Source organism: Mesorhizobium sp. M0808 (assembly GCF_040320025.1).
GTDB lineage: Bacteria > Pseudomonadota > Alphaproteobacteria > Rhizobiales > Rhizobiaceae > Mesorhizobium.
The window spans coordinates 60852-82238 of the sequence record NZ_JAMYOX010000011.1 but is presented as its reverse complement, the minus strand read 5'-3'; the positions used below and the strand labels follow the sequence as shown (position 1 = coordinate 82238).

General features: G+C 60.7%; 17 protein-coding genes. 3 read left to right on the top strand and 14 right to left on the bottom strand.

Annotated features, from left to right (window positions below):
• Positions 1-4: 4 nt before the first annotated feature.
• Positions 5-1057, bottom strand: a complete 1053-nt coding sequence (locus tag NKI25_RS15640) for an ABC transporter substrate-binding protein (RefSeq protein ID WP_352470927.1) — start codon at positions 1055-1057, stop codon at positions 5-7.
• Between the two features lie 239 nt (positions 1058-1296).
• On the opposite strand from NKI25_RS15640, the gene NKI25_RS15635 reads away from it, so the two are divergent.
• Complete coding sequence (locus tag NKI25_RS15635; RefSeq protein WP_352591475.1) at positions 1297-2097, top strand: IclR family transcriptional regulator; 801 nt, start codon at positions 1297-1299, stop codon at positions 2095-2097.
• A 300-nt stretch (positions 2098-2397) separates the two neighbouring features.
• Here NKI25_RS15635 and NKI25_RS15630 read toward each other — a convergent pair whose 3' ends face one another.
• The 12 genes from NKI25_RS15630 to NKI25_RS15575 all read right to left on the bottom strand — a co-directional run bounded on the left by NKI25_RS15630 (position 2398) and on the right by NKI25_RS15575 (position 11337).
• Entirely contained in the window at positions 2398-3240 is an 843-nt protein-coding gene (locus tag NKI25_RS15630) for a D-glutamate cyclase family protein (RefSeq protein WP_352591472.1), read from the bottom strand.
• A 161-nt stretch (positions 3241-3401) separates the two neighbouring features.
• Entirely contained in the window at positions 3402-4217 is an 816-nt protein-coding gene (gene sctT / locus NKI25_RS15625) for a type III secretion system export apparatus subunit SctT (protein ID WP_352591469.1), read from the bottom strand.
• Positions 4218-4226: 9 nt separating this feature from the next.
• Positions 4227-4496 (bottom strand): EscS/YscS/HrcS family type III secretion system export apparatus protein, encoded by a 270-nt coding sequence (locus tag NKI25_RS15620; protein WP_352454247.1) that lies wholly within the window; start codon positions 4494-4496, stop codon positions 4227-4229.
• Between the two features lie 17 nt (positions 4497-4513).
• Positions 4514-5167 (bottom strand): type III secretion system export apparatus subunit SctR, encoded by a 654-nt coding sequence (gene sctR / locus NKI25_RS15615; protein WP_352454246.1) that lies wholly within the window; start codon positions 5165-5167, stop codon positions 4514-4516.
• On the bottom strand, positions 5160-6281 hold the full coding sequence (gene sctQ, locus NKI25_RS15610; RefSeq protein WP_352591466.1) for a type III secretion system cytoplasmic ring protein SctQ: 1122 nt from the start codon (positions 6279-6281) through the stop codon (positions 5160-5162). Before sctQ ends, sctR begins: the two co-directional genes overlap by 8 nt.
• A gap of 20 nt (positions 6282-6301) precedes the next feature.
• Entirely contained in the window at positions 6302-6784 is a 483-nt protein-coding gene (locus NKI25_RS15605) for a hypothetical protein (RefSeq protein WP_352591463.1), read from the bottom strand.
• Positions 6771-8129, bottom strand: coding sequence for a FliI/YscN family ATPase (locus NKI25_RS15600; RefSeq protein WP_352591460.1), 1359 nt, complete (start codon positions 8127-8129; stop codon positions 6771-6773). The genes NKI25_RS15605 and NKI25_RS15600 overlap by 14 nt, the downstream gene beginning before the upstream one ends.
• Positions 8126-8740 carry a type III secretion system stator protein SctL gene (gene sctL / locus NKI25_RS15595; protein WP_352591457.1) on the bottom strand — a complete coding sequence of 205 codons (615 nt, stop codon included), beginning with the start codon at positions 8738-8740 and terminating at the stop codon, positions 8126-8128. Before sctL ends, NKI25_RS15600 begins: the two co-directional genes overlap by 4 nt.
• 5 nt (positions 8741-8745) lie before the next feature.
• Positions 8746-9366: a SctK family type III secretion system sorting platform protein gene (locus tag NKI25_RS15590; RefSeq protein WP_352591455.1), complete on the bottom strand. Its 621-nt coding sequence runs from the start codon at positions 9364-9366 to the stop codon at positions 8746-8748.
• Positions 9363-10190 (bottom strand): type III secretion system inner membrane ring lipoprotein SctJ, encoded by an 828-nt coding sequence (gene sctJ, locus NKI25_RS15585; protein WP_352591453.1) that lies wholly within the window; start codon positions 10188-10190, stop codon positions 9363-9365. Before sctJ ends, NKI25_RS15590 begins: the two co-directional genes overlap by 4 nt.
• Before the next feature lie 22 nt (positions 10191-10212).
• Positions 10213-10842 (bottom strand): hypothetical protein, encoded by a 630-nt coding sequence (locus tag NKI25_RS15580; protein WP_352591450.1) that lies wholly within the window; start codon positions 10840-10842, stop codon positions 10213-10215.
• Between the two features lie 18 nt (positions 10843-10860).
• Positions 10861-11337 (bottom strand): type III secretion protein, encoded by a 477-nt coding sequence (locus tag NKI25_RS15575; RefSeq protein ID WP_352998658.1) that lies wholly within the window; start codon positions 11335-11337, stop codon positions 10861-10863.
• Positions 11338-11736: 399 nt separating this feature from the next.
• On the opposite strand from NKI25_RS15575, the gene NKI25_RS15570 reads away from it, so the two are divergent.
• Both NKI25_RS15570 and NKI25_RS15565 read left to right on the top strand, forming a co-directional pair.
• A complete protein-coding gene (locus tag NKI25_RS15570) occupies positions 11737-12459 on the top strand; it encodes a L,D-transpeptidase (RefSeq protein ID WP_352591444.1) in 723 nt (240 codons plus the stop codon).
• A 3-nt stretch (positions 12460-12462) separates the two neighbouring features.
• Positions 12463-13428, top strand: a complete 966-nt coding sequence (locus tag NKI25_RS15565; protein WP_352591441.1) for a LysR family transcriptional regulator — start codon at positions 12463-12465, stop codon at positions 13426-13428.
• Here the strand turns inward: NKI25_RS15565 and NKI25_RS15560 are convergent.
• Positions 13412-21328, bottom strand: coding sequence for a LysM peptidoglycan-binding domain-containing protein (locus NKI25_RS15560; protein WP_352998657.1), 7917 nt, complete (start codon positions 21326-21328; stop codon positions 13412-13414). The genes NKI25_RS15565 and NKI25_RS15560 overlap by 17 nt on opposite strands.
• Positions 21329-21387: the final 59 nt, after the last annotated feature.

The following is a 21387-nucleotide window of genomic DNA, read 5'->3' as shown; positions in this document are numbered from 1 at the left end:
AGGCTTATTTCTGGGCCAGCAGCTTCTTAAATAGATCCTCATCATACGGCGAATAGATATACCCGTCAGCCGGGAAATCCTTCGCCCGGGCGAGGTATTCGTCGATGTTGGAATTGTCGATCACCGGCAACGGGATCTTGACGAAAGCCGGCACATCCTCGCCTTCCAGTGCCTGGACGGCGGTGTAGGTGGCGAAGGCGCCGAGCCAGTTCGGCTGCATCGTCGCCCAGCTCTTCAGGCCCTTTTCCTTCCACAGTTCGAGGAACTGGCGCGCATTCTCGCCGGTGATCGGCACCTGGTCGCGGCCCTGCTTGTCGAGCGCGAGCACGGCGCCCGCCGACAACGCGCCGCCCAGCGACAGGATGCCATCGATTTCGGGGTTGGCGAAAAGCAGGCTGGTGACGGCCTCCTGGGCGGGCGCGACATTGTAGGGCGTGTTCGTCTCGGCAAGCACCTTCACATCGGGATGGGCCTTAAGCTCGGCATCGGCGCCTTTGCGCCGGTCGTCGCTGACCGAAACGCCGGCTGGGCCATTGAGGATGAGGATCTTGCCCTTGCCGCCGATGGCGTCGATCAAGAACTTGGCCGCCTGATCGCCCCACTGTGAGGAATCGGTGTTGACCTTGGCGGTCACCTGGTCGGTATCGACGAGGCTGTCGAAGTTGATGATGGCGATGCCCTTGGCGCAGGCGTCCGCCAGCACGCGCGCCGGCGCGGTCGACGAACCAGCGATCAGGATGATGGCATCGACATCGGAATCGATCATCGACTGGATCTGCTGAATCTGGACGTTGGCGTCGCCCTGGGCATCGGTCACGACGAGCTTGTCGACCAAGCCTTGCTTCTTCAAAGTCTCGACTTCGGCTTCTATCGTGCCCTGTGTCTGCTTCATCCAGGTCGGCACTGAATAGATATTGGCCCAGCCGATCGTATATGGTGCTTTGCGATCGCCCTTGATGCATTTAGCGGCGGCGTTGGCTTGCGAACCGGCGCCGAGGCTGAGGAGAAGGCCGAGGCAAAGGGCACTGGCGGATGCGAAAAACGATGATTTCGTCATGATTGTTCCCTTCTGAAGTTATGCTTGGACGTGCGGGGTCGGGACGAGAAAACCCGCCGGTTGCCGCATCGGAAACCGCCCGTTTTTCTCGTCAGGACTTACTGCGCTTGGCTCGTTATTGTCCGATATTTCAGACAACAGGCCTATATATCGGACAAATGGGATGCTAGACTGAGCCTTGACATCTTTCAAGCGTCTTGAGACGAGGGCCGAATGATTTTTGCGCGGGTGCGGCCTACATGAGCGATGGCGTCACTGGTCTAATTGAAACGGAAGCCGGCGCCGAGCCGCGCAATGGCGAACGGCGTCGCGGGATCGACCGCGTCATCATGCTACTCGAGGCCCTTCTGCGGCACCGCGCGCCGATGCGCGTCGGCGACATCGCCAAGATGATCGGCGCGCCGCGTTCAACCACTTATGAAATCGTCAACAGCCTGCTGGAAGCCGAAATGCTCGAGAACGTCGGAACGGAAGGCTATGTCTATTTCGGAAAGGCGATGCATCTGTTCGGCTGGGCCTACTCACATCATAATGCCCATTACCGGCGCATCATCGAAACCCTGGACAGACTAGGCGCGGAGACGGGCGAGACCGTCCAACTGTGCGGCTTGCGCGGGACCAAATATGTCGTCCTTGATTGCCGGGACTCGCCTGGCCCGTTCCGGATTTCAAGCGATGTCGGAGTCGAGGTGCCGATACCGTGGACGGCGTCCGGAAGGCTGCTGCTCGGCCATATGAGCGAACAGGAAATACGGGACTTCATTCCGCCTGGCGACTACACGCTTCCCGACGGCCGCGTCATTGCGCCAGCCGAGTTCTTCGGCGATGTCGCTCTGGCGCGCCAGCAAGGTTTCAGCGAGACGGCTGCTCTGGCCGACCGCTTCACGTGGTGCATGGCCGCGCCCATCCGCGACGGCAACGGGGCCATCAACAAGACGCTTTGCTTCGTGTTGCCCGTCGACACACCGGAAGCGCGGCGCAGCGAATTGCTTGCCCTGCTATGCGAGCGCGCCCGTGGGTTGTCGTTGGCGGGAAGCTAGTAAAAAATCGGCACGCGAAGATCCGGGATTAGGCTCCGTTCGTTCAGCCGCAGCAGCGAAGCCGGAACTGGTACTCCGGTGAGTATGGCAAAGGCGGCAGCGCGCTCCTGCTACCAGATCTTCTAATTTAGTACGGGTCGCCCGACAACATTGACCTCCTAATGAGTATCTTCAGTCGGGCGAGGTCGCGACGGATGCGAGGTCCAGAATCCGGCGGCAAAGGGTAGCTATCCTCGCGTCCGCCCTGCAGTCGAAGTGATTCGGAGCCGTTGGATCAGGCAAGCTCCGACTTGAGCACGATCATTGCAAGCTCGCGCCAATTTCGAAATTAATCCAAGACAGCGCTCGTGCATCCACGTCCGTGATCAGCATATGGCCCGGCGAGACTGTGATGGAGATCGCGAGTTCGGCACGAGCAAGAGCGTCTTGGGCGGTCAGGCTGCTCGCCCAGAATACAGGGATCTCCCCGTCCAAGACTTCGACAGCATCACCCCAGTCGGGAGCCATCAAATTTCGGATGCCGACCGTCGTGGGCTCTCCGACATGGATGGGAGACCCGTGCGCATGCGGAAAGCGCGCGGTGAGCACGCGAACCTTGTCGACTTCGCTATGCCGTATCGGACGCATGGAGACGACCATTTCGCCACCGAACGGTCCGACTTGGGACGTCTCGATCTTGGTGCGGAACTTGGGGGCGGTTTTTCCACGGCCGATACGCCGGAGTTTCACGCCTCGTTCGACAAGTGCGGCCTCGACGGTGAGCGAACTGCCGAGCGCGAAGGCCGCAAAGTCATCTCGCCACAGGTCGATGATGTCTGTGGTGTGGCGGATCATCTCGCCGAAGTGATAGATGCTGTACTGTGGTGCATCGGTCCGGATATCGATATCGCCCAGCGCAGGCAGAAATGGGCTGCCCGCACGGCTCACACCGACCAAAGGGCAGGGTTTCGGATTGCGGACACAAAACTGATAGAAATCGGCGGCAAAGCTGCGCGGCACAATCACGACGTTGGCCTGGAGCTTGCCGCGCGCAAGCCCTCCTGTATGCCCTTCATAGGCACCCATCCTGACGAGTCTGCGCAATCTGCCTGCATCGACCATTCGCAAATCCTCGTAGATCGGTAAAGTGATCGGGCGAGCCATGGCTTCCAACGGATGCGCGTTTCAACGACACGTCGAGAGCGCGTAAGATCATCGGCAGGTCTGCCGCTTGTCAAATCATCAGAATCTTTCCTCATTGATAAATCGTATTTATTGGCCGGCGAAGGATGGCGCTTTTTATTAGCTTTTGCTCATATTTATTCTCATTGACACTCGCGGCAGCCGATCGCTTCTATCTGTCGGCTTGCCTCATGCAGGAAACCAAGATCGCGGTTCATGTAGAAGAGCAGGAAAGCCGCATAGAGTACAAAGACGAGACTGAACACCAGCGTCTTCACGATCAGCGACAGTGCAAAAACATTCAGGTGCGGAGACGCCCGCGCCAGGAAAGCCAGCACAATGTCGGACAGGAGCATGCTGATGATGAGCGGGAAAACGAGGGTCAGCGCCATCGCCATGATGCGATTCAGCAGACGCAGAAATATTCCCGCAGCATCCTTGCTGAATACAGGCAGAAGACTGTCGATCGGCCACAGGCCGTAGCTCTCGTAGAGACTGGTCAGGGAAAGCTGCAGGCCGCCGGCAGCCAGGTAGATTGTGACCATGATGACCGCGAGCAAGGTGCCGGTAGCACTCGTCTCGTGCGTCATCATAGGGTCGATCAGCGTCCCCATCGTAGAGCCCCGCTGCAGGTCGAGGATGTCACCGGCAGCCTCTGCTGCCCAGAACGGTATCCCCATACACAGCCCGAGCGTTACACCGACCACAACCTCCTTGAGAATGTAGGCTGCGATCATCGTGGTCGTGATGTCGCTGTTCGTCAGCTTGCTCACGACCATTGGAAAGATTGGAACTGCCAGCGCCAATGCCACGCCATTGCGCAGAAGCCCTGATAGCGGCACACGCGAAAACAGCGGCATCAGAAGCATGAAACCACCCACGCGTGCGAGCGCGAAAGCGCCTGCCAAGAGATAGACCTGAAGGTCTTTGACAGACGCGAAGAGTGGTTCGACCGGCACCTGCGTGCCTCAACGTGTGACGACGGGGAATTCGTCCAGAGCCGTCGATGCCTGCTGCGCGATCTGCTGGCCAAGCACAGGACCTAAGACGATGATGACCAGCAGGATCACGACAAGCTTGATCGTCTGCGGCAGCGACTGGTCCTGAATCTGTGTCAGCGCCTGGGCAAGGCCGACGAGGATGCCGACCGCCAGTGCCGCAATGATCGCTGGGCTGGACGCGAACAGCACCGTCAAAAGCGCGCTTTGGACCTTCGCCAGGATGAAGTCATTGTTCATGCGCACCCGCCATGTCGTCAGCCGTAACTCAGGATCAGGCCATGCATCAGGCGCGACCAGCCATCTATGGCGACGAAAAGGAACAGTTTCAGGGGAATCGAAATAAGGACCGGCGAGACCATGATCATGCCGAGCGTCATCAGGATATTGGCGACAACGATGTCGATGATGAGGAAAGGAAGGTAAAGCAGGAAACCGATCTCGAAGGCTCGGGTAAGCTCGGACGCAACAAAGGCCGGAACAAGGATCGAGAGATCGTCGTCCTTCAGGTTCTGCCGCGCCTGTTCCGGCCAAAGGCGGCTCGTTCCATCGAGAAAAAACTGCCGCTCCTGCGGCTGAGTGAATTTCATAAGGTGTCGCTGCAGTGGTTCCCTGACCAGTTGCGCTGCCCTGGCGAGGTCATCGGTCGTCTGGAACTGAACTTGCCCTTCTTGAAGTCGGCCAGACATCTCGCTCAGCAACGGTGTCGTGACATAGACGGTGAGCACAAGCGCTATGCCGTACAGCACCAGATTGGGTGGCATCTGCTGGACGCCGAGTGCATTGCGGATGAGAAACAGCACGACCGAAATCTTCAAGAACCCCGTCATCGTGACCACCGCCAGAGGCAGCAACCCGACGAAGCCGACGGCGATCAGAATACCAAGGAGATTGGGCGAATTCTCAAGCATTATCGAACATACGAAGGATCCGCACGCCCAGGCTTTCCCCAATCCGCACGATCTCGCCACTGCCAACACGTTTACCGCTGGCGATGATGTCGACAATCGCCTCCGTTACATCGGCGAGCGGAACGATGGCGCCGGGCGCAAGCTGCCTCACCTCTCCGAGAGGCATTGCCGTGCGGCCGATTTCGAAAGCGAGTACAACCGGCAACTCGTCCAGAGTTGACTCTTCCAAGGTCTGGCCAACTGACGGCGGCGAGTTCTGATTCATGGTCCACTCCCAATTGGATCCGGCGACGGGGGTCGGCGCGGCAAGCAATTGCGGCCCGGCGGCAGTCAGGGCCACCGATGCATAAAGGTGCTCGGCAATGATGAGTGCCGCGTTGCGTTCTTCCGCCTCATTCCTGAAAAGCACCACGTCGCCAGCCTGGAGGCTTTTCAGCTCGCCAAGGGTTACTTTGAGTGCGCCACGCCGAAGGCAGATCGGCAAAGGAAATTCGGCCGGGATCGGCGGTCTGGCCTTAGCGATCTCGTCAAAAAGACGGCCGATCCGAACCGCCAGGCTGGCGTCACTCGTGTTCAAGACGCAGTTAATCGTCTCCTGGCTGTCGGTCAGGACAAAAGCCAACGGGGTCTCGCCCGAAACCGAAACTGCTTCTGTTTGTGTGACCGAGGTGAGCGCGATAGTGTCGCCCAGCTTGGCCTCAATCCATTCGAGATCCTCTTCAAACGCGGATTCCAGCAGCAGTGCGGCGTGGGCGGGGGCCAGCCGCTTCATGTCGACCAGTTCGTCTGCCCTGGCGAAGCCTCTTTCGACCACGGAAAGCGGCAGGCGCAATTTGCCCATCGTGTCTCCGACGGAGAACGCAATGGTGTACCACCGCTGGCCCGCAGGGTTCGGCGCCGGCCAGACGGCGGCAATCGGCACCGCCCTGCCCGCGATCGTGATTTCCGCGTGCGCGCGCCGGCGGTAGAAGGCGTTCAATGCCTCAACGTCGACAGACGCAACAGAGTTCAGCACCAGCCGCTCGCCAACGCTCGACCGTGAGGCCTTGCATTTTGCCGGCTTTACCTGCGCTCTCGTTTTTCCCGACGCAAAGGCTTGGGGCATCACATCCATATTCACGATCACAAAATGGGCTATGTGGGCAGGCGCGTTGGACCGCGCTCTCCTTCCTCGGAAAGCTCGGCAAGCGCCAGGCAACGTCGAGCGGTGCGGTTGATCAGATGCTCCAATACCCCGTCCAGCTTCGTCAGAGCTTTCATGGCCTCACGATGATCATTGCGAGCTGCCGACAGTTCCGCTTGCCGTTGCTGCTCGGCGACGCCGGCCATCTTCTCGTTTTCACGCAATTGCTCGGTTTTTCTGGCGGCGATTTCAAACCGGCCCTGTAGCTGGTGAAGGCTGGCAGCTTTTATCGGATGCCCAATAAGCGAGCCGAACGCTGCATCTTCGGCATCGACCGTGCGCTGCAGGTGCTCCGTGACCGCACTGGCCGCCTGCCGACCCTCCCTCGCGGCCCGGTCCAAAGCGGCGTGCCGTTTGATCACCTCTTCCCTTGCACGGTCCTCACGGCGGCGTCTGAGCTCGCGTAATCGAGTGATCATCTCACGATCTTTCACCGACGATCTCCCGCATGAGTTGGCGTGTCCTCTCCAGGCTCTCATGAGTGGCGGACGCCTGACGCAGAAAGGCGTTGATGACATCGATCTTCGCCATTGCCTCGTCCGCCACGGGATCGCTGCCTTTTTCGTATTCACCGACGCGCAGGAGAAGCTCGATGTCAGCGTAGCGGGCAAGCAGTTCACGCAGGTGGCCGGCGTCGGACCGATGTTCCGGCGCCACAACCGCATCCATGAGGCGGCTTCGGCTGCGCAGGACATCAATGGCCGGGAAATGGTTGCGCTGCGCAAGCTCGCTCGACAAGAAGACGTGGCCATCAAGGAGGGCCTGAACTTCCTCGGCGACAGGGTCCAGCGTACCGTCGCCTTCAAGAAGAACGCTGTAGAGGCTGGTGATGGATCCGACGCGACCCGTGCCTGACCGCTCGAGCAGACGGGGCAAGACCGCAAACAGCGAAGACGGAAAGCCGCGACGCGTCGGCGGCTCGCCCGCGGCCAGGCCAATCTCTCGGTGCGCACGGGCAAACCGGGTTAGGTTGTCCATTGCAAGCAACACATGTTTGCCCTGGTCGCGAAAATATTCGGCAATGCTGGTCGCCACATAGGCAGCCTTGACACGCTCAATGGCGGGACGGTCGGAGGTCGCAACAACGACAATGGCCCTCGCCCTGCCCTCGGGCCCGAGCTGTTGTTCGAGGAATTCGCGTACCTCACGTCCGCGCTCTCCAACAAGGGCGACCACCGCGACATCGGCATCGGTGCCGCTGACGATATCGGAAAGCAAGATCGACTTTCCCACGCCCGGTCCGCCAAAGATTCCGACGCGCTGGCCGCGCGCGCAGGTGAGCAGCGCATCGAGTGCGCGTATTCCGAGTTGGATCGGCTGGGAAATCAAGCCGCGCTCCAGCGGAGATGGCGGATAGGCATTGACCGGATAGCTGCCGGCGATGCCGTCCGGCGAAAGCGGCTTGCCGTCCAATGGCTCGCCAAGCGCGCTGATCACGCGACCAAGAAGGCTGGGGCCGACGAGCACCTGCTGGTCTTTTCCGGTCGCCACGACCTCAGTCAGGTTTGAAAGACCGGCCAAATCGCCCAGCGGAACAAGGATCGCCATTTCGTCCATGAGGCCGACGACTTCCGCCTTGGTCACCCTTCCGGTCCTAGGGTCGACGAGTTCGCATATCTCGCCGATACGGGCCTCCTCCACGGTCGCATGAATGACGGTGCCGGCGACACGCCGTACACGCCCTTTCCTGGGCCGGCCGGTATCGTCGCGCAGGCCCGAACGCAAATTCGGAATGATGGTGGCCAGACGGCTTTCGATATCAGCGGCGGGCGCGGTCATCGGACCTCCGTCTTCGGCGCAATCGCGGCAGCTATGGCTTTGAGCTGCGCGTCGATGCTCGCGTCGACGACGGCAAAGTCGGTCGAAACGATGCAGGCGTCCGGAGCCAGCGCGTCATCCGCGTCGATCTCAACCGTCATCGCCAGATCACTCTGGCGCAAGACTGCGTCCAGCTCATCACGAACCCTTTCGATGGACGCGGAATGAACTCGGAGTTTCAGGTACTTGGCGCGGCGGATTTCAGTCACCGCCTGTCTTGCGGCTTTGGCGACAAGCGCGCCGACGTCGAATTCTCCCAGAATTCGCCTGACGATATCGACGGCAAGGCCAATGACTTCGGATTCCAGCCCACCAAAATAGCGATCCACCTTGACCGCCGTCTCGCTGACTAGCCGCGTGGCCTCAGCATCGCCTTGCGTTTTGCCGTCGTCATAGCCCTGCGCATATTCGGCCGCATAGGCTCGCCGAGCGGCGTCGCGCAACTGCTGCGCATCACGCCTTGCTTCATCGAGAAACGCATGCCCATCCTGGAGAGCGCGCACCTCGGCGGCCCGCAGGATCCGAGCGTAGGGACGCCTCAGAGCTTCCGACGCTTTGCCCGATTCGATCATCTCGTCTAGCTCATCGCTCGTCGAACAATCGCGGGGCCGACCTCGGCAAATTGTTCGGCTGACGGCTGGTGGATGAGCTCTTGCGGCACCAGCTTGAGACGCACCCGCATGCTCGTATCGCCCGGCATGATCTGACACCAGGCGCCAAGGCAGCTCAGGCCGTCGCCGTAGACGCGACCGGAAATGTCTTCCAGCGGCCCCAATCGATCAATCGGGCCGGCCAGATCGCGGTTGGCGAGGGCGAAAGCGCACAGATCAGCCCCAAGCGCCGCCTGCAATGCGGCCGCTTCGCGCCCAACAATGACAGCGGCCAGACTCCCAGCCCAGTAGATCGCGCCCGAGCGAAGTGCAAGTTCCTCCAGCTCTTCGCCAGACGACAAGGCGATCGCTCGATCCACCTCGTCGGCCGGCTCTTCGACCACTGGAGAGAGCCTATGCCGATCGAGCAGAAGCTTCGACAGTCGCTCCTGCAAGCGTTGCGAGCGCAGCATGCGCTCGCAGGCAGCCTCGCCGACCGCGCCGTCAAAGCACTCCGCGAGCCAAGCCGCATCCACATAGGACGCGGGTTTGGAGATGAATGCCTGCCATTCCGGGCTGGCAGTTTGCTCCGAGCCGGGCTGGGTCATGTTTTCTTCACCGGCATTGCGGAAGCATCGAGCGCATAGATGCCGGGCCGTCGATACCACTGCATGTAGGCCAACCGACCAGCCAGCACGAATATGGCCGCCGCCATGCCATAAAACAGTGACATCGCGGCGGCGACGCTGTCGGGATGTAGCCACAGGCCGAGGAAGCTGGTGAACCCGGCCTCGCCGGTTTCCTGCTCGGGGGCTGTCGCTGCAACCGGAATGAGGGTGACGGAAACATTGTCATAGGTCAGCCCGGCGATGCCCTTGGCCACCAGCATCTTGACCTGCGGGATGAGCTCATTCATCGGAACGGATGCGCGATGCCGGATGAACACGGAGGCGGAGGACGGTACCAGTTGCTGCCTCAGCGGATCGTTTTCGGGCAGGACGAGATGAACGCGCGCCGAAAGTACGCCGTCGATGTCCGAAATCGTCTGCGACAGCTCCTGACTCAGGCCATAGATCATCGTTGCCCGCTCTTCCACCGGCGAGGACACAAGCCCATCCCTCTTGAACACCTCGCCGAGCGTCTGGAATTCCTGTTTGGGCAAGCCGCTCTCGTCGAGAATGGCCATAGCTTCGGCGAAGCGGCCCTTCTGTACGGAAACCGTCATCTTGCCGTCCTTGCCGACCTCGCGTTGGGCCGGGATCCCGTGACGCATGAGCGTGGCCACGATCTCGTTGGCCTGCCGCTGGTTGAGGTTGGAATACAACTCCACCGAACACGCCTGGAGCACAAGCATACCCATGACAACGAGCGCAACGCGAAACCTGGCGCCGCATCGATCCAATCGCGTTAAACGCCGCTGCGAGGTTGGCATGGGCGCGAACACTCCGCGGCGCTTACTGTTGCTTGATCAGCGTGCTGGTGGACGACGTGACGGCCGTCACGCTGCTCGTAACCACCTCGAGATTGGCGGCTGCCCACATCACCGAAATCGATCGTTCCAGGAGTTGCTCTGCGTTCTTGGCTGGGGAGTCTTCGCCTTCCTTGCCGGACGGGGCCGTCTTGTCGGCGCGATCCGGCGTGGCGGCCGTTTCAGCACTTGAGGAAGCGTTAGCCTGGCCAAGAGCCTTCTGGACCTGCTGCATGGTTCCTTCGAGCGACTTAACGGCAGAACCGAAAAGGGCCGATGGTTCCGTGAACACCCCACCTGCGGCTTTTTCCGTCTCGGCCATGTAGTCGAAGAGTTTGTGTTCGACGATCGGCTCGGTCTTCTCCGGTTTGGAAGTCTGTCCGCCTATTGCCGGATTGGCGCCGGGCGTCTGCGCCACCTGCTGACCAGCCGGCGTCGCGACATCACTGCGCTCAGGCATATTGACCTTCGCGGCATCGTGCTTTTCTTGCTTGGCGCCCACCATTCGGTTACCGGGCTGCGCTGCCGCGCCGGCGGTGATTTGCTGTTGCGAACTTATGCTGGTGGTCAAGTTTGCAAGCGTAGCCTCTAGGGCTCCAATCGGCGCGATTTGCATGAATGTGCCCTCCAGTTTTTAGTTCGGTTTGGCGGAGGGGACAGTCTGCGCCTCCGCCTGCTTTCCGCGGAAAACGCGGACCGACACAGCTTTGCCGGCTTCCTGCTTCGTGCTCGGCGTGGCAGGAACCCCGAGCGTTTTCCTGACGAGTTCGATGTAGGATGGCGGCCCCGATACCGAGATGACATCGTCTTGCTTGGAAACCTTTATTGGAAACTTCGGGTCGCTGACGCCCAGCCGTAAAAGCCTGTCTTCGGCGCCAGCAGCCATGTTGGCATCAAGCGGGATCATTTCCGTCTGGACTTCCGCTTCCGTCGCGACGTTCATGACGATACCGTCGAAATGCCAGACCAGCCCGTATCGATTGCATATCTCTTCGAGGAACTCGCGAGCCGTTCCAACCGGCATGCCGGCGCTCAGGCGCCCCTTTACCAGCTTGCTGAGACGCATGGGCACCCGCATGTTGCGGCCGAGCTCAACCAGCGCGTCTGTCACGGACTGATCGATCGTGATGTATTTGTACGGGCCAGGGGGCCAGCGCGGTTCGGCAGCAAACGCAGGCTGGGAGCCAAAGCCGAGCGCCAGGACGACGGCAAGCCGGCAGGCCACTAGGGCAGCTCTGCCTCCAGATAACCGATCACCATGGCTGATGCTGGGTCCCGTCACATTGGTCCTATCGAAAGCGACCCACGAGTAATGCCCCGCCTCGCTTGCTTCATAGCTTGTCCGCCGATGTCATTCTATCGTGGACACTCGAAAATGGGAAGTCCAATTGGATTGCATACCAACGTCCTGTGCCAAATGTTGCGAAGGAACCGCAAGACGATACAGTGCGGGTAGGAATCGGTTACCACCGGGTTCGGGGTCATTGGTATGTGGAAAGGAGTGGTCTCGGTGACGGCAACCAACAGCCTGCTCGCGAAGCTGGACGTGCCCGCAGGCGTTGCTCGAGGCAAGAGGTTTGCGGCAACGCGTCTCATCGAGGCATTGAGTGCATCGGTTCTGGTCGCGGTGGCGTCGATTGCCGCAATCGCGTCGGCGCAGGCCCAATCGAACAGCGGTTATGACCCTAGAAGTTGGACATACGATCGGGGAAGAAATGTACTGGTCTCGCCTAGCGCTTCCGGCCTGACGGCGGACGGAGAATTCACGCCCGAGGAGTCAGGGATTCCCAGGCAGGTCGTGACATTCAGCGAGGCTCAGCCGAAGGGGTCGATTGTGATCAACACCACGGAGCGGCGTCTCTATTACGTGCTGGGGGGCGGCAAAGCGCTACGATACGCGGTGGGGGTCGGCAAGGAGGGGCTGGAGTGGTCCGGTCGCGACACGATTTCGAAAAAGAAGGACTGGCCAGATTGGCGGCCACCGGCCGAAATGCGATCCAGAGAAGCATCAAAAGGCCGTATCTTGCCTGCGCACGTGGCCGGAGGCCCGAACAACCCTTTGGGCGCACGGGCACTGTATATCGGAAACACGCTTTATCGCGTCCACGGCACCAATCAGCCGTGGACCGTCGGACAAGCCAACTCCTCTGGTTGCATTCGCATGACCAATGAAGACGTCATTGACCTGTTTGACCGCGTAAAGGTCGGCGCTCAGATTATTGTCCGGCATTGAATTGTGATCCCTTTCAACATCAAGCAGCTCGAAACCTTTCTACTGGTGGCGACTTTCGGAAGCTTTCGAAAGGCTGCCGAACGACTCAACACCACGCAGCCCGCAGTATCCAACCGAATTGCCGGGCTGGAAGAAGCGCTAGGTGCCAAGCTGTTCGAGCGGCAGAGCGGCAATGTCAGGCTGACAGCCCAGGGACAACGGCTTCTGCCGTCTGCTCAACGGGTCCTGCGGGTAGCGGAACGGCTGCAACTGACGGCCAGCTCGCTTTCAGAGACGGCAGGGGTGCTTAGGCTCGGGGTTGCCGAAACGATCGTTCACACCTGGCTACCGGATTTCCTCCGGGAGCTGCAAGCAAACTATCCGCTTATCGATACCGATATCGTCGTTGATGCGACGACCACCCTTCGCAACGAACTCATGTCGCACCGACTCGATCTTGCGGTGCTGATGGGCCCAATTCTGGAACACAGCATCGAGAACATCGAGATGCCGTCCTTTCCGCTCGTGTGGGTCTGCTCGCCGCACCTGAACCTGCCTCCGCGGCGCAAGCTGACGCTGACTGATCTGATGCAATTCCCAATCATCAGCTATGCGCGGACCACCAGACCCTACAGCGAACTTTACCGCAAGCTGACCGGCGAACTGGAAGAGACGCCGCGTATCTTTCCCGCTAATTCGCTGGCCGCTTCCATCAAAATGACACTCAATGGTATCGGCATCGCCTCTCTCCCTGAGGAAGTCGTCCAGGACTATACCGCAAGCGGTAAACTGCGCATTGTCGACTGCGAATGGCATCCGTCAGATCTGCAGTTTACCGCCTCCTACTCCTCCGAACCGTCCAATCCGGCAGCTGAGCGGGCGGCAAAACTCGCCGCCAGTGTCGCAAACGCGTATGCCGCGAGAACCGACAAGGCGCAGGAGTCAATGGACGATAGGCTCGGCCCGCGGTTTCTCAGCCGATCGAGGTGATCGGCAGATAGACGCGGTCGCCTGAGAAGATCACGTCCGGGCTCAGAATATGATCCATGTTGAGCACAACCGTGTCCGCCACATCCGCAGAATGGGTCTTGGCTATCAGGCGAATGCTGTCGCCATCCCTGACCTCGACCCACCGATAACCGTCTTTCTCCAGCGTTGGGTTCGTGCGGCCCTCAGGATTGCTGCTGCCCTCGGCATGAGCCTCGACATAGTCGCCGGAAACCCAGCCGCTATGCATTTCGCCGTCCGGTCCGAAACCTTCGACAGGTATCCAGGTCTCCCCTGACGGATCGGTCGATGGCTTCGCGGTCTGTTCGACGAATGTGCCGGGTTGCAGAACCGTTCCCACAGTCGAATCCCCGTCAGACTGGGTCCGCAAATTCAGGCCGTCATCGGCGACCACGACAAGTTGCGGGAAATCCTCCCCCGGGATCTGCGGGCCACCTGGAACATCCGAAGGATCATCGGGTTGCTGGGACGAGGCATCGCCATCCGGTTTTTTCGGATCGGGTGGAGGGGGGGTCTTCGCGCCCTCCCAAGGCTCCGCGAGCAGGGCGTCCAGCGAGAAGAGAAGCATTCCAACGCCGAAGGTGATGCCCAGAGTCCACCGATCCCATGCAGCCCATCTCTTGTCGGACTTTTCCGCCGCCGCGATATCAGCATCGGTTCGCGGCACTGAACGGCGATTCATCCGGTCCGTCCTTATGGCCGACGCCCAGAATTCCGCGCAACCGAAGGTGAACATGGTGCCGGCGACTGTGGCGATCGGCGCCGGCCAGGAGTGCAGCGTATAGACGGCGCAGCCAAGCACATAGCCGGGTCCAGCCAGATGTTCGGCCAGGTTTCGGATCACCGGTCTGCCGGTGAACGACTGCAGCATCGACTTCGTGCCATAGACGATGTTGCCGAGCGTGAACGTGCTGTTGACGACAAGATCCTTACCCTGGATCATCCCGGTCGCGGCACCTGGCGCTGCGGCAATGAATGTGGCTCCGCCGAGCGCGTTGAGGAATCGCCCGAACGGCTTGTGACCTGCGGTTGCGTTGGGGAAGAGCGCCTGGGCGCCGAAAACCATGCCTCGCACGCCAAATGCCACCGATCCGGCGGTGGCGGTCCAGGTTGGCGGCAATGAACTCCACAACATGTAGGAGGTGGTCGACATGCCGCCAAAGGTGGCGAGCGCCTGAGCGTTTTCCCGCATCCTGGCATAGCTGAGGGCCAGATCGACGCTGGTGGCCTGATCCGGCGTCATCGCCTTTTTATGCGTTGCCCGATAGGTCGTCAGTTGCAGCACGGAGAGGGCGTTTGTTTGCTCCGTCGACATCCAGGCAAACTGCTTAGGCGTGAACTTGCGCAACTGGCCTGGGCTCAACTCGGCAAGCTGCTTCGGCGTCAGCGCCGCTATCTGTTGCTTCGTCAGCGCCTCGATCTGATGAATGGTCAGAGCGCCAAGCTGCTCCCGCGTAAGCGCCGAGATGTGGTCCGGCGACAGCTTTGCCGTTGCCACCGGATCGCGTGCTGCGACGAGATCAGGGTTCAACGCCGCGAACTGGGTCGCATCGAGATGGCCGAATTGGGCAGGTCTCATGGCGGCGACTTGTTCCGACGTAAGGGCATTGCGCTGCTCATCACTGAGCTTGGCGATCTGGTCGGGTGTCAGCTTGCGCACTTGCTCAATGGTCAAGGCAGCGAGCTGCTCGGGTAAAAAGGCAGCGACCTGATCCGGTCGTAAGCCGGTGATACGGCCAGGGGCAACGGCCTGCAATCTGCTTGGCCTGATCGCCTGGAGCTGTTCGGCACTCAGCGCCCGCAACTGCTTCGGCCGAAGCGCCGCAAGTTGATCAAACGTCAGCTGCCCGATCTGCTCGGGGCTCAGTGCAGCAACCTGCTCAGGCGCCAGCTTGGCGATATGCTCTGGCTTGATGGCGTGCAATTGCGTGCCTGTCAGTTCGGAAATCTGATCGGCTGAAAGCGCCCTGACCTCCGGCCCGGTCGGCGCCCGCACCGGTTCCGCATATCCTGGTTCCGCGGCGGAGCTCACCGGAAGCTCAAGGCTGACGATCTTTCCGCGGTCAGGGTCAAAAACCGCCCTGCCCCGGTCGGGCGCCGGCGGCCATGTAGCGGCTGTCGGCGTTTCGGCAGCAATATTCACCGCTTGCGGCGTTTCGCCAGTCACAGCTGGGGCTTCGTTGCTGACCACCTCGGCCACTGGGGGCGGCGGCGCTTCGGTCTGTGCTGGCGTATTGACATCCCAGAACTCGTCGGCCGGCCGCAAGATGACCTGTGGGCGTTTTTGTGTCGATGTGCCGGGCGCGACGGCATCCTCATTGCGCGTGAACTCACCGACGAAATTCCCGTCCGGATCCATCATCCGCCAGCCATAGACCTCGCTCCATGGTATGCTGCCGTCGACTGCGGTCTCGTCGACGCGGGCCATCCTGTCGCTGACGGGTCGGCCCATTGCCTCGAATTCAGTCGGGACGTGGAGGCGCGGTCTGCTTGGATTGAGCGTGTAGAGATAGGTGTAACCTTGCTGCCGAGCGGCTCGTGACTCTTCCGAAACGAAAGCCTTGGCTCCCGAGATTGACTGGCTCGTGCCGACGAAACGGCCATGGGTATTGCCCATGACATAGTTGCTCAGGGCAATGCCTTGCGGATTGTCCACCCAGATTCCTGTCGGGGGCGGTGGCGAGAAGCCTCCCGCGTCCCTGATCTCGGTTGGCGAGCGGGTATCGGCCCGGAACACAAACGGGCCGACATTGCCGCGCAAGGGTCTTGTAGGATCGCCCGCGCCTTCGACAGGCTGATTGCCCTCCTCGGGATACCCAAGATTCCCCGGCCCATGGTCGTCGGAAGCACCACCTATCCAGGGTAGCACCACGGGTTCGCCCGTATTGGGGTCGTATACCAGTATGTGCGTCTTGTCCGCGACCTCCGGCGCATCGGCCGGCGCGCGCGGTCCGTCGGAAGGCGGCACATACACCTGTTCCGGGCTCCTGGGCTCCGTGCCCAACATCGCCGCGACGATCACCTCGCCGTTCTTGTCTTGGAGCCGCAGGGTTCTGCCCGGAGACGTGTGCCCGCTTGTGTCGGGTTCCGGCATGCCGGTGAAGCTGCGCGTCTCCGGATCCCAGACGAGGCGTATCGAGTCGTCTTTTCCTGCCGGCTTGTTCGGCACAATGATGGGATCGCTATCAGCGGGAGGCGGTGAATTGCGCCCAGTCGACCCATGCGGATCGCGGCCCGGCTGCATCGTCGGACCGTCACCGCTGGCGTCACTGGTGTTGACCACTTCTCCAGGTATCACAGGATGACTAGGATCTTGAAATCCCTGTTCCCCGGTCGGCCTGTAAACGCTTGCCTGCGTGCCCGTTCCAGGTCGCAGCGCCCGCAGTCCGTGAATGCCGAGGCCCGTGCCGGCAATGCCGGTGCCAAGACCCGTAAGCGCGTTGGCAAGCTGGAGACCGTTCATCTGGTCCCCGTTGACAGCGAGATCGTAGACCGATGTCGCCAGCAAAGGTGCACCGACAATCACGGAGCCGACATCCATTCCCCAGGCCGCCTTGTTCAAACCAGCGGTCGACTGCATGTAGGTTCGGGTTTCGAGCGCCAGGGGCGAGCTGGACCGTGTTGCGCCTATGCTGCCACGGAAGGCCTGCAGGGCCGTCATTTCCTTTCCCGCCAATCCGGCGGCCGTCATTTCCCTTCCTGCTAATCCAATGGTGCGCAGACCGCTGGAAGCCATCGGCAGAACCGTGGTTGCCACGCTGGCGACATTCATCAGCGACTCGGTATCGTCCCACTCGCCGCCATGTTCCAGATGGTTGACCTGGTTTATGACCGCTCGGGTGCCGAGATAGGCAGCGCCCGTATAGGCCAAGGGTGCTGCAATCGGCGCGGCCGGCGTGAACGACAGAATGGTGGCTATACCCGTCCCGATGCCAACCAGCGGATCGACGACCTTGTCCCAAGCAGAAACATTGCGCGACTTGACGACTTCCAGTTCGATCCTGCCGTCATCGCCGGCCTTCATCTCCAGACCCTTGGGGACGACGAGCTTGCCATCTTCGCCGAACTGGTTGTTGTTGTCCTGGAAATCTTGGAGGTCGTCGAACTTTTTGCCGGTCACATCGACATAGCGAGTGTTGCCGTCTCCGTCACGCACAGCAAACAGCGCGACCTGCTGTGTCCCGACCTCGTCGTCAACATAGAAAATCGGCACGCTGCGCACATAAGGATTGTCGCCGCCGATATCGCGGATCTCTTCCGTCACATTCTCGATCGCCTCGCGACCTTCCTCGGTCGAACGATCTATGCCGAGCGTTCTGGCGACCGTCTCCTCAAGGGCCGTGCCGCGCTGTTCTCGGAACTCGTTGTCGTAGCCGCTGTCGAGCAGTTGCTGGAACTTCGGCTGATAGATGCCGTCAAGCGTCTGCTGCTCATGCTCGTCCAGATAGGTCTTATCCACCGTGCTGTTGCGGTCAACCAGCAACGAGGGATCGCTGGACCGAAGCTCATGATAGTCGCTGAGGCCTTGCACCAGCCCGCGCAGCTCCTCGGCCTGCGTTATCTGAAGCCTTGTCGCGTCCAGCTTGAGTTTGGCGACCGCTAGTTCGGGATCAACCCAGCGTCCGCTGGCATCGTCATCGTTTGTATCCAGGTCGATCCAGACTGCCTTCCCGCTCTGGGTCAACGCATCGATCCCTATCTCGTTGTATGTCTGGGCAACCTCCGGCGCCACCTTGATTGTCTGTCCGCCGACGTTGATCTCGACAGGCTGCACGCCATTGGGCAGGGTGCCTTCAGGAGCATCGACTGTTCCTGGCCCGTGCTCCGTCAACGCATTGTTGAAGTTGGTCTGCAGCGTTGACAGCTCGGAGTTCAGGTCTTCAATGCTGTCGCCGAGCTGCCGATCCAGGACATCGTTGAGATTCCGCGCCGCCTGCGCCTCGCTGGCCCTCACCGCTTCCAGGCCATTTGCCGTGCACACCGGCCCGGTGGAACTGCTGCCGCCCAAAAGCTGCTGCCAGTCCTTGTTGAGTTGCCGATCGCGGTACTCATCCCTGACGTTCGTTTCGCTCAGATTGTAGGTGAGCTGCTGCTCGGTCGTGCCCTCTTCGAACTGGTTGACCACCCACAGCTGGCCGTCGCGGACCTCCAGTTTTTGCGATTGGAAGAGACCCAGATAATCGCCACTGACCCTTTGATGTTTCTTTCCCTGTTCGAACAGAAACTGGTGCTCGCTATTGTATTCGGCGAGCAGTCTCTGCTCGAGGTCCGTCTGCTGCGCACCTACTTGCGTGGCATCGGCATGGGCGTTGAAGTAGCTTTGATAGGCTTCCGCCAATTCGAGCTGATTGCCTGCTGTCGTCTGCAGCGCCTTGAGGTCCTGATATTCCTTCGAGTCGGTCGGAACGCCGTCAAGCTCGGCTTGCCCCACCAGGAAGTCGATGGTGAGCTTGTCGCCCTTGCTCAGATGCAGGCCGACTTCGGAGAACAGCTGATCGACAGCCGCATGATCCGCGAGGCCTTGCGCGTACTGCGTTTGCCGATTGGGACCTGGCTGCCCTTGCGCGGATGCAACGTCTGCATTGGGATCAATCAGCGGCGCAAGTTCGCTCTGCTGGGTGATGGCGTCGGCGAGAATGCGCCCAGCAGTCTCATATTCGCCACGGGCATCCTGCGCGTTCTGCAGCAAGGTGTTGGCCTTGGTAAGCCGCTCCTGCGCATCGGCAACCGTGCCTTCCGGTTTCTGCGGGGTCCATTGCAGACCATGGGGTGCCAACGCCTCGTTTATAACTGTCTGCGCCCCATCAACAGCATCCTTGTAGGCGGAGTCGAGCATATAGACGTTGAACTGTTCCTGCCGCTGACCGGCCAGAGCTCGCGTCTCTGTAATTTGGGACAGCGCGATGTTCTCAGCTATGATGGCCTGGGCCACCTCGGGATCGACCCAGGTCCAGACGCCATCGATCTTCATCAGCGTCCACTTTCCGCCGGAGGGTGCATTACCCTGCGGCGGATCGCCGAATGGATTGACAACCCTGTTCTCACCGTCCAGCTCGGGCGTGGCGACGGTACCTAGACCATATCTCTCGATCAGGTCCTGTTTGTTTTGTCCGGCTTCTTCTGCCGCGTCGATGAGACTGGGCAAGGCTTCACCCGCCAGCAGCCCTTCGACGAAGGTCTTTACGACCTCGCCCTCTTTTGCCTCCGTGGCATCACTGCTGTTGGGGTTCACCGCCAACAGCGTCCTGGCCAACGCCTCCTGCGTACTTCCTGCTTCGATCTTCAGGTCGGTCCCGGTGGTGTTGTTGTGCAGCGTCATGCTGCCATCAGGGCTCGTGGTCAGCGTATAACCGTTGAAGGTGACTTCCACGGTCGTGCGGGTACCGTTTTCGATGGTAACCTTTTCGCCCGGGTGAATGATGTCGGGGTCACGAGGGGAATTGAAGAGCTCGGGGTTCGTTCTCCTCAGATCGTCCAGCGACACGCCATATTGCTGCGCTATCAGGGTCAGGTTGTCGCCTGGCTTGACCTCGTACTCGACGGGCTCGCCGCCATTGATCTCCTCCGTAGTCGTTGTCGTCACCCGACCGTCCTTGTCGGTGACGATCGTGGTTTCCGTTCCGGCCTTCGGATCAACGATTGTGGTTGTGGTCTCGCCCGTTTCGGTGTTGCGAACGCTGTTGCGCGTCCTGCCGTTCCCGTCCTCCGACCCCGTCGTTTCCTTGCCGTCAGACGTCGTCACGACGGTGCGCTCATCATGCTGGTAATCGTGATAGTAGACGGTCTTGACGCCGGTGTGCGGATCGACGACTTCAACCGACTGCACGTCACCATTGTCGCTCGTCGGTTCGCGCGTCGTGACCTGATAGCCCGCGGCCTGCAGCTCGGCGATGACCTGCTCGTTGGTCAGACCCCTTTCCTGCGCGATTTGCTCGATGCTCTTGCCGTCCGCGAGATCATCCTTGATGCCCTGGGTGGTTGCCCCGCCCGGATCCTGAGATGCAGCGAGGACAGTCTTGCGACCATCTGGACCGTTGACGGTGGTGACCGGCAAGGCCGGCCCGTTCCCGGGTGTAACGGTTTCCACCGAAGCGCCGTTCGGCAAGGTGGTCCGCTCGGTGACGGTTCCGGTGCGCAGATCGTCTTCGTAACGCGTCGTGATGGCACCGGTGTCGGGATTATAGCTGCTGGTTTCCTTGCGCCCGAGCCCATCCCGGATCGGCGTAGTGGTTGCCGTGCCGTTGGGTTGCTCCACGCTCGTGTAGTAGCTGTCGTGCTGGTAGTCGTAATATTGCGTGATGGTGCGGCCGCTGGCATCCGTGATCTTCGTCGTCAGCACGTCGCCATTGCCGCTCGGGTGAGCGGTTGAAACGGTCATCCCGCCGGACCTGAGCGCGGCGATAACCTGTTCGCGCGTCACGCCCCGGGCAGATGCAATCTGGTCGATGCTTTTGCCGCCGGTAACGTCGCTGACAATGTTGCGCGCAGCCGTCGCTTCCGCGCCGTTGTCTTCGGGCGTGCTGCCATCCAGTTTCACCGGTGTCGCCGCCAGTGCCGCGACATTGGTCTGCGTGTAGAGAGCCGGCGTCACCGTCCTGCCATTGACGGATGTGCCGTTGCTGGCGTTGACGACGTTGACCCTCGGCGCTGCCGAAGCCGCAACCGGCGGCGACTGAAGCGAATCCAGTTGCGTGCTCACATGGGCCAGTTCCTGGCGGGCCTGTGCCGCCCAATCACGCTCGCCCATCCTGTTGGCAAGCCTGATCTGCTCCCGCAGCTTGGCAGCCTGGGCCTCCAGCCGCGCTATCTGCGCGGCGTTTGCCTTGGCATTGACCTTTTGCGGCTGGACCGGCGGCTTGGTGGGCGTTATCGGGCGAACCATGAGGACGACCTCCGGAAATTAACGTTGCCGGCAGCCTGGCTGCCGTCACGCCCGCCCGA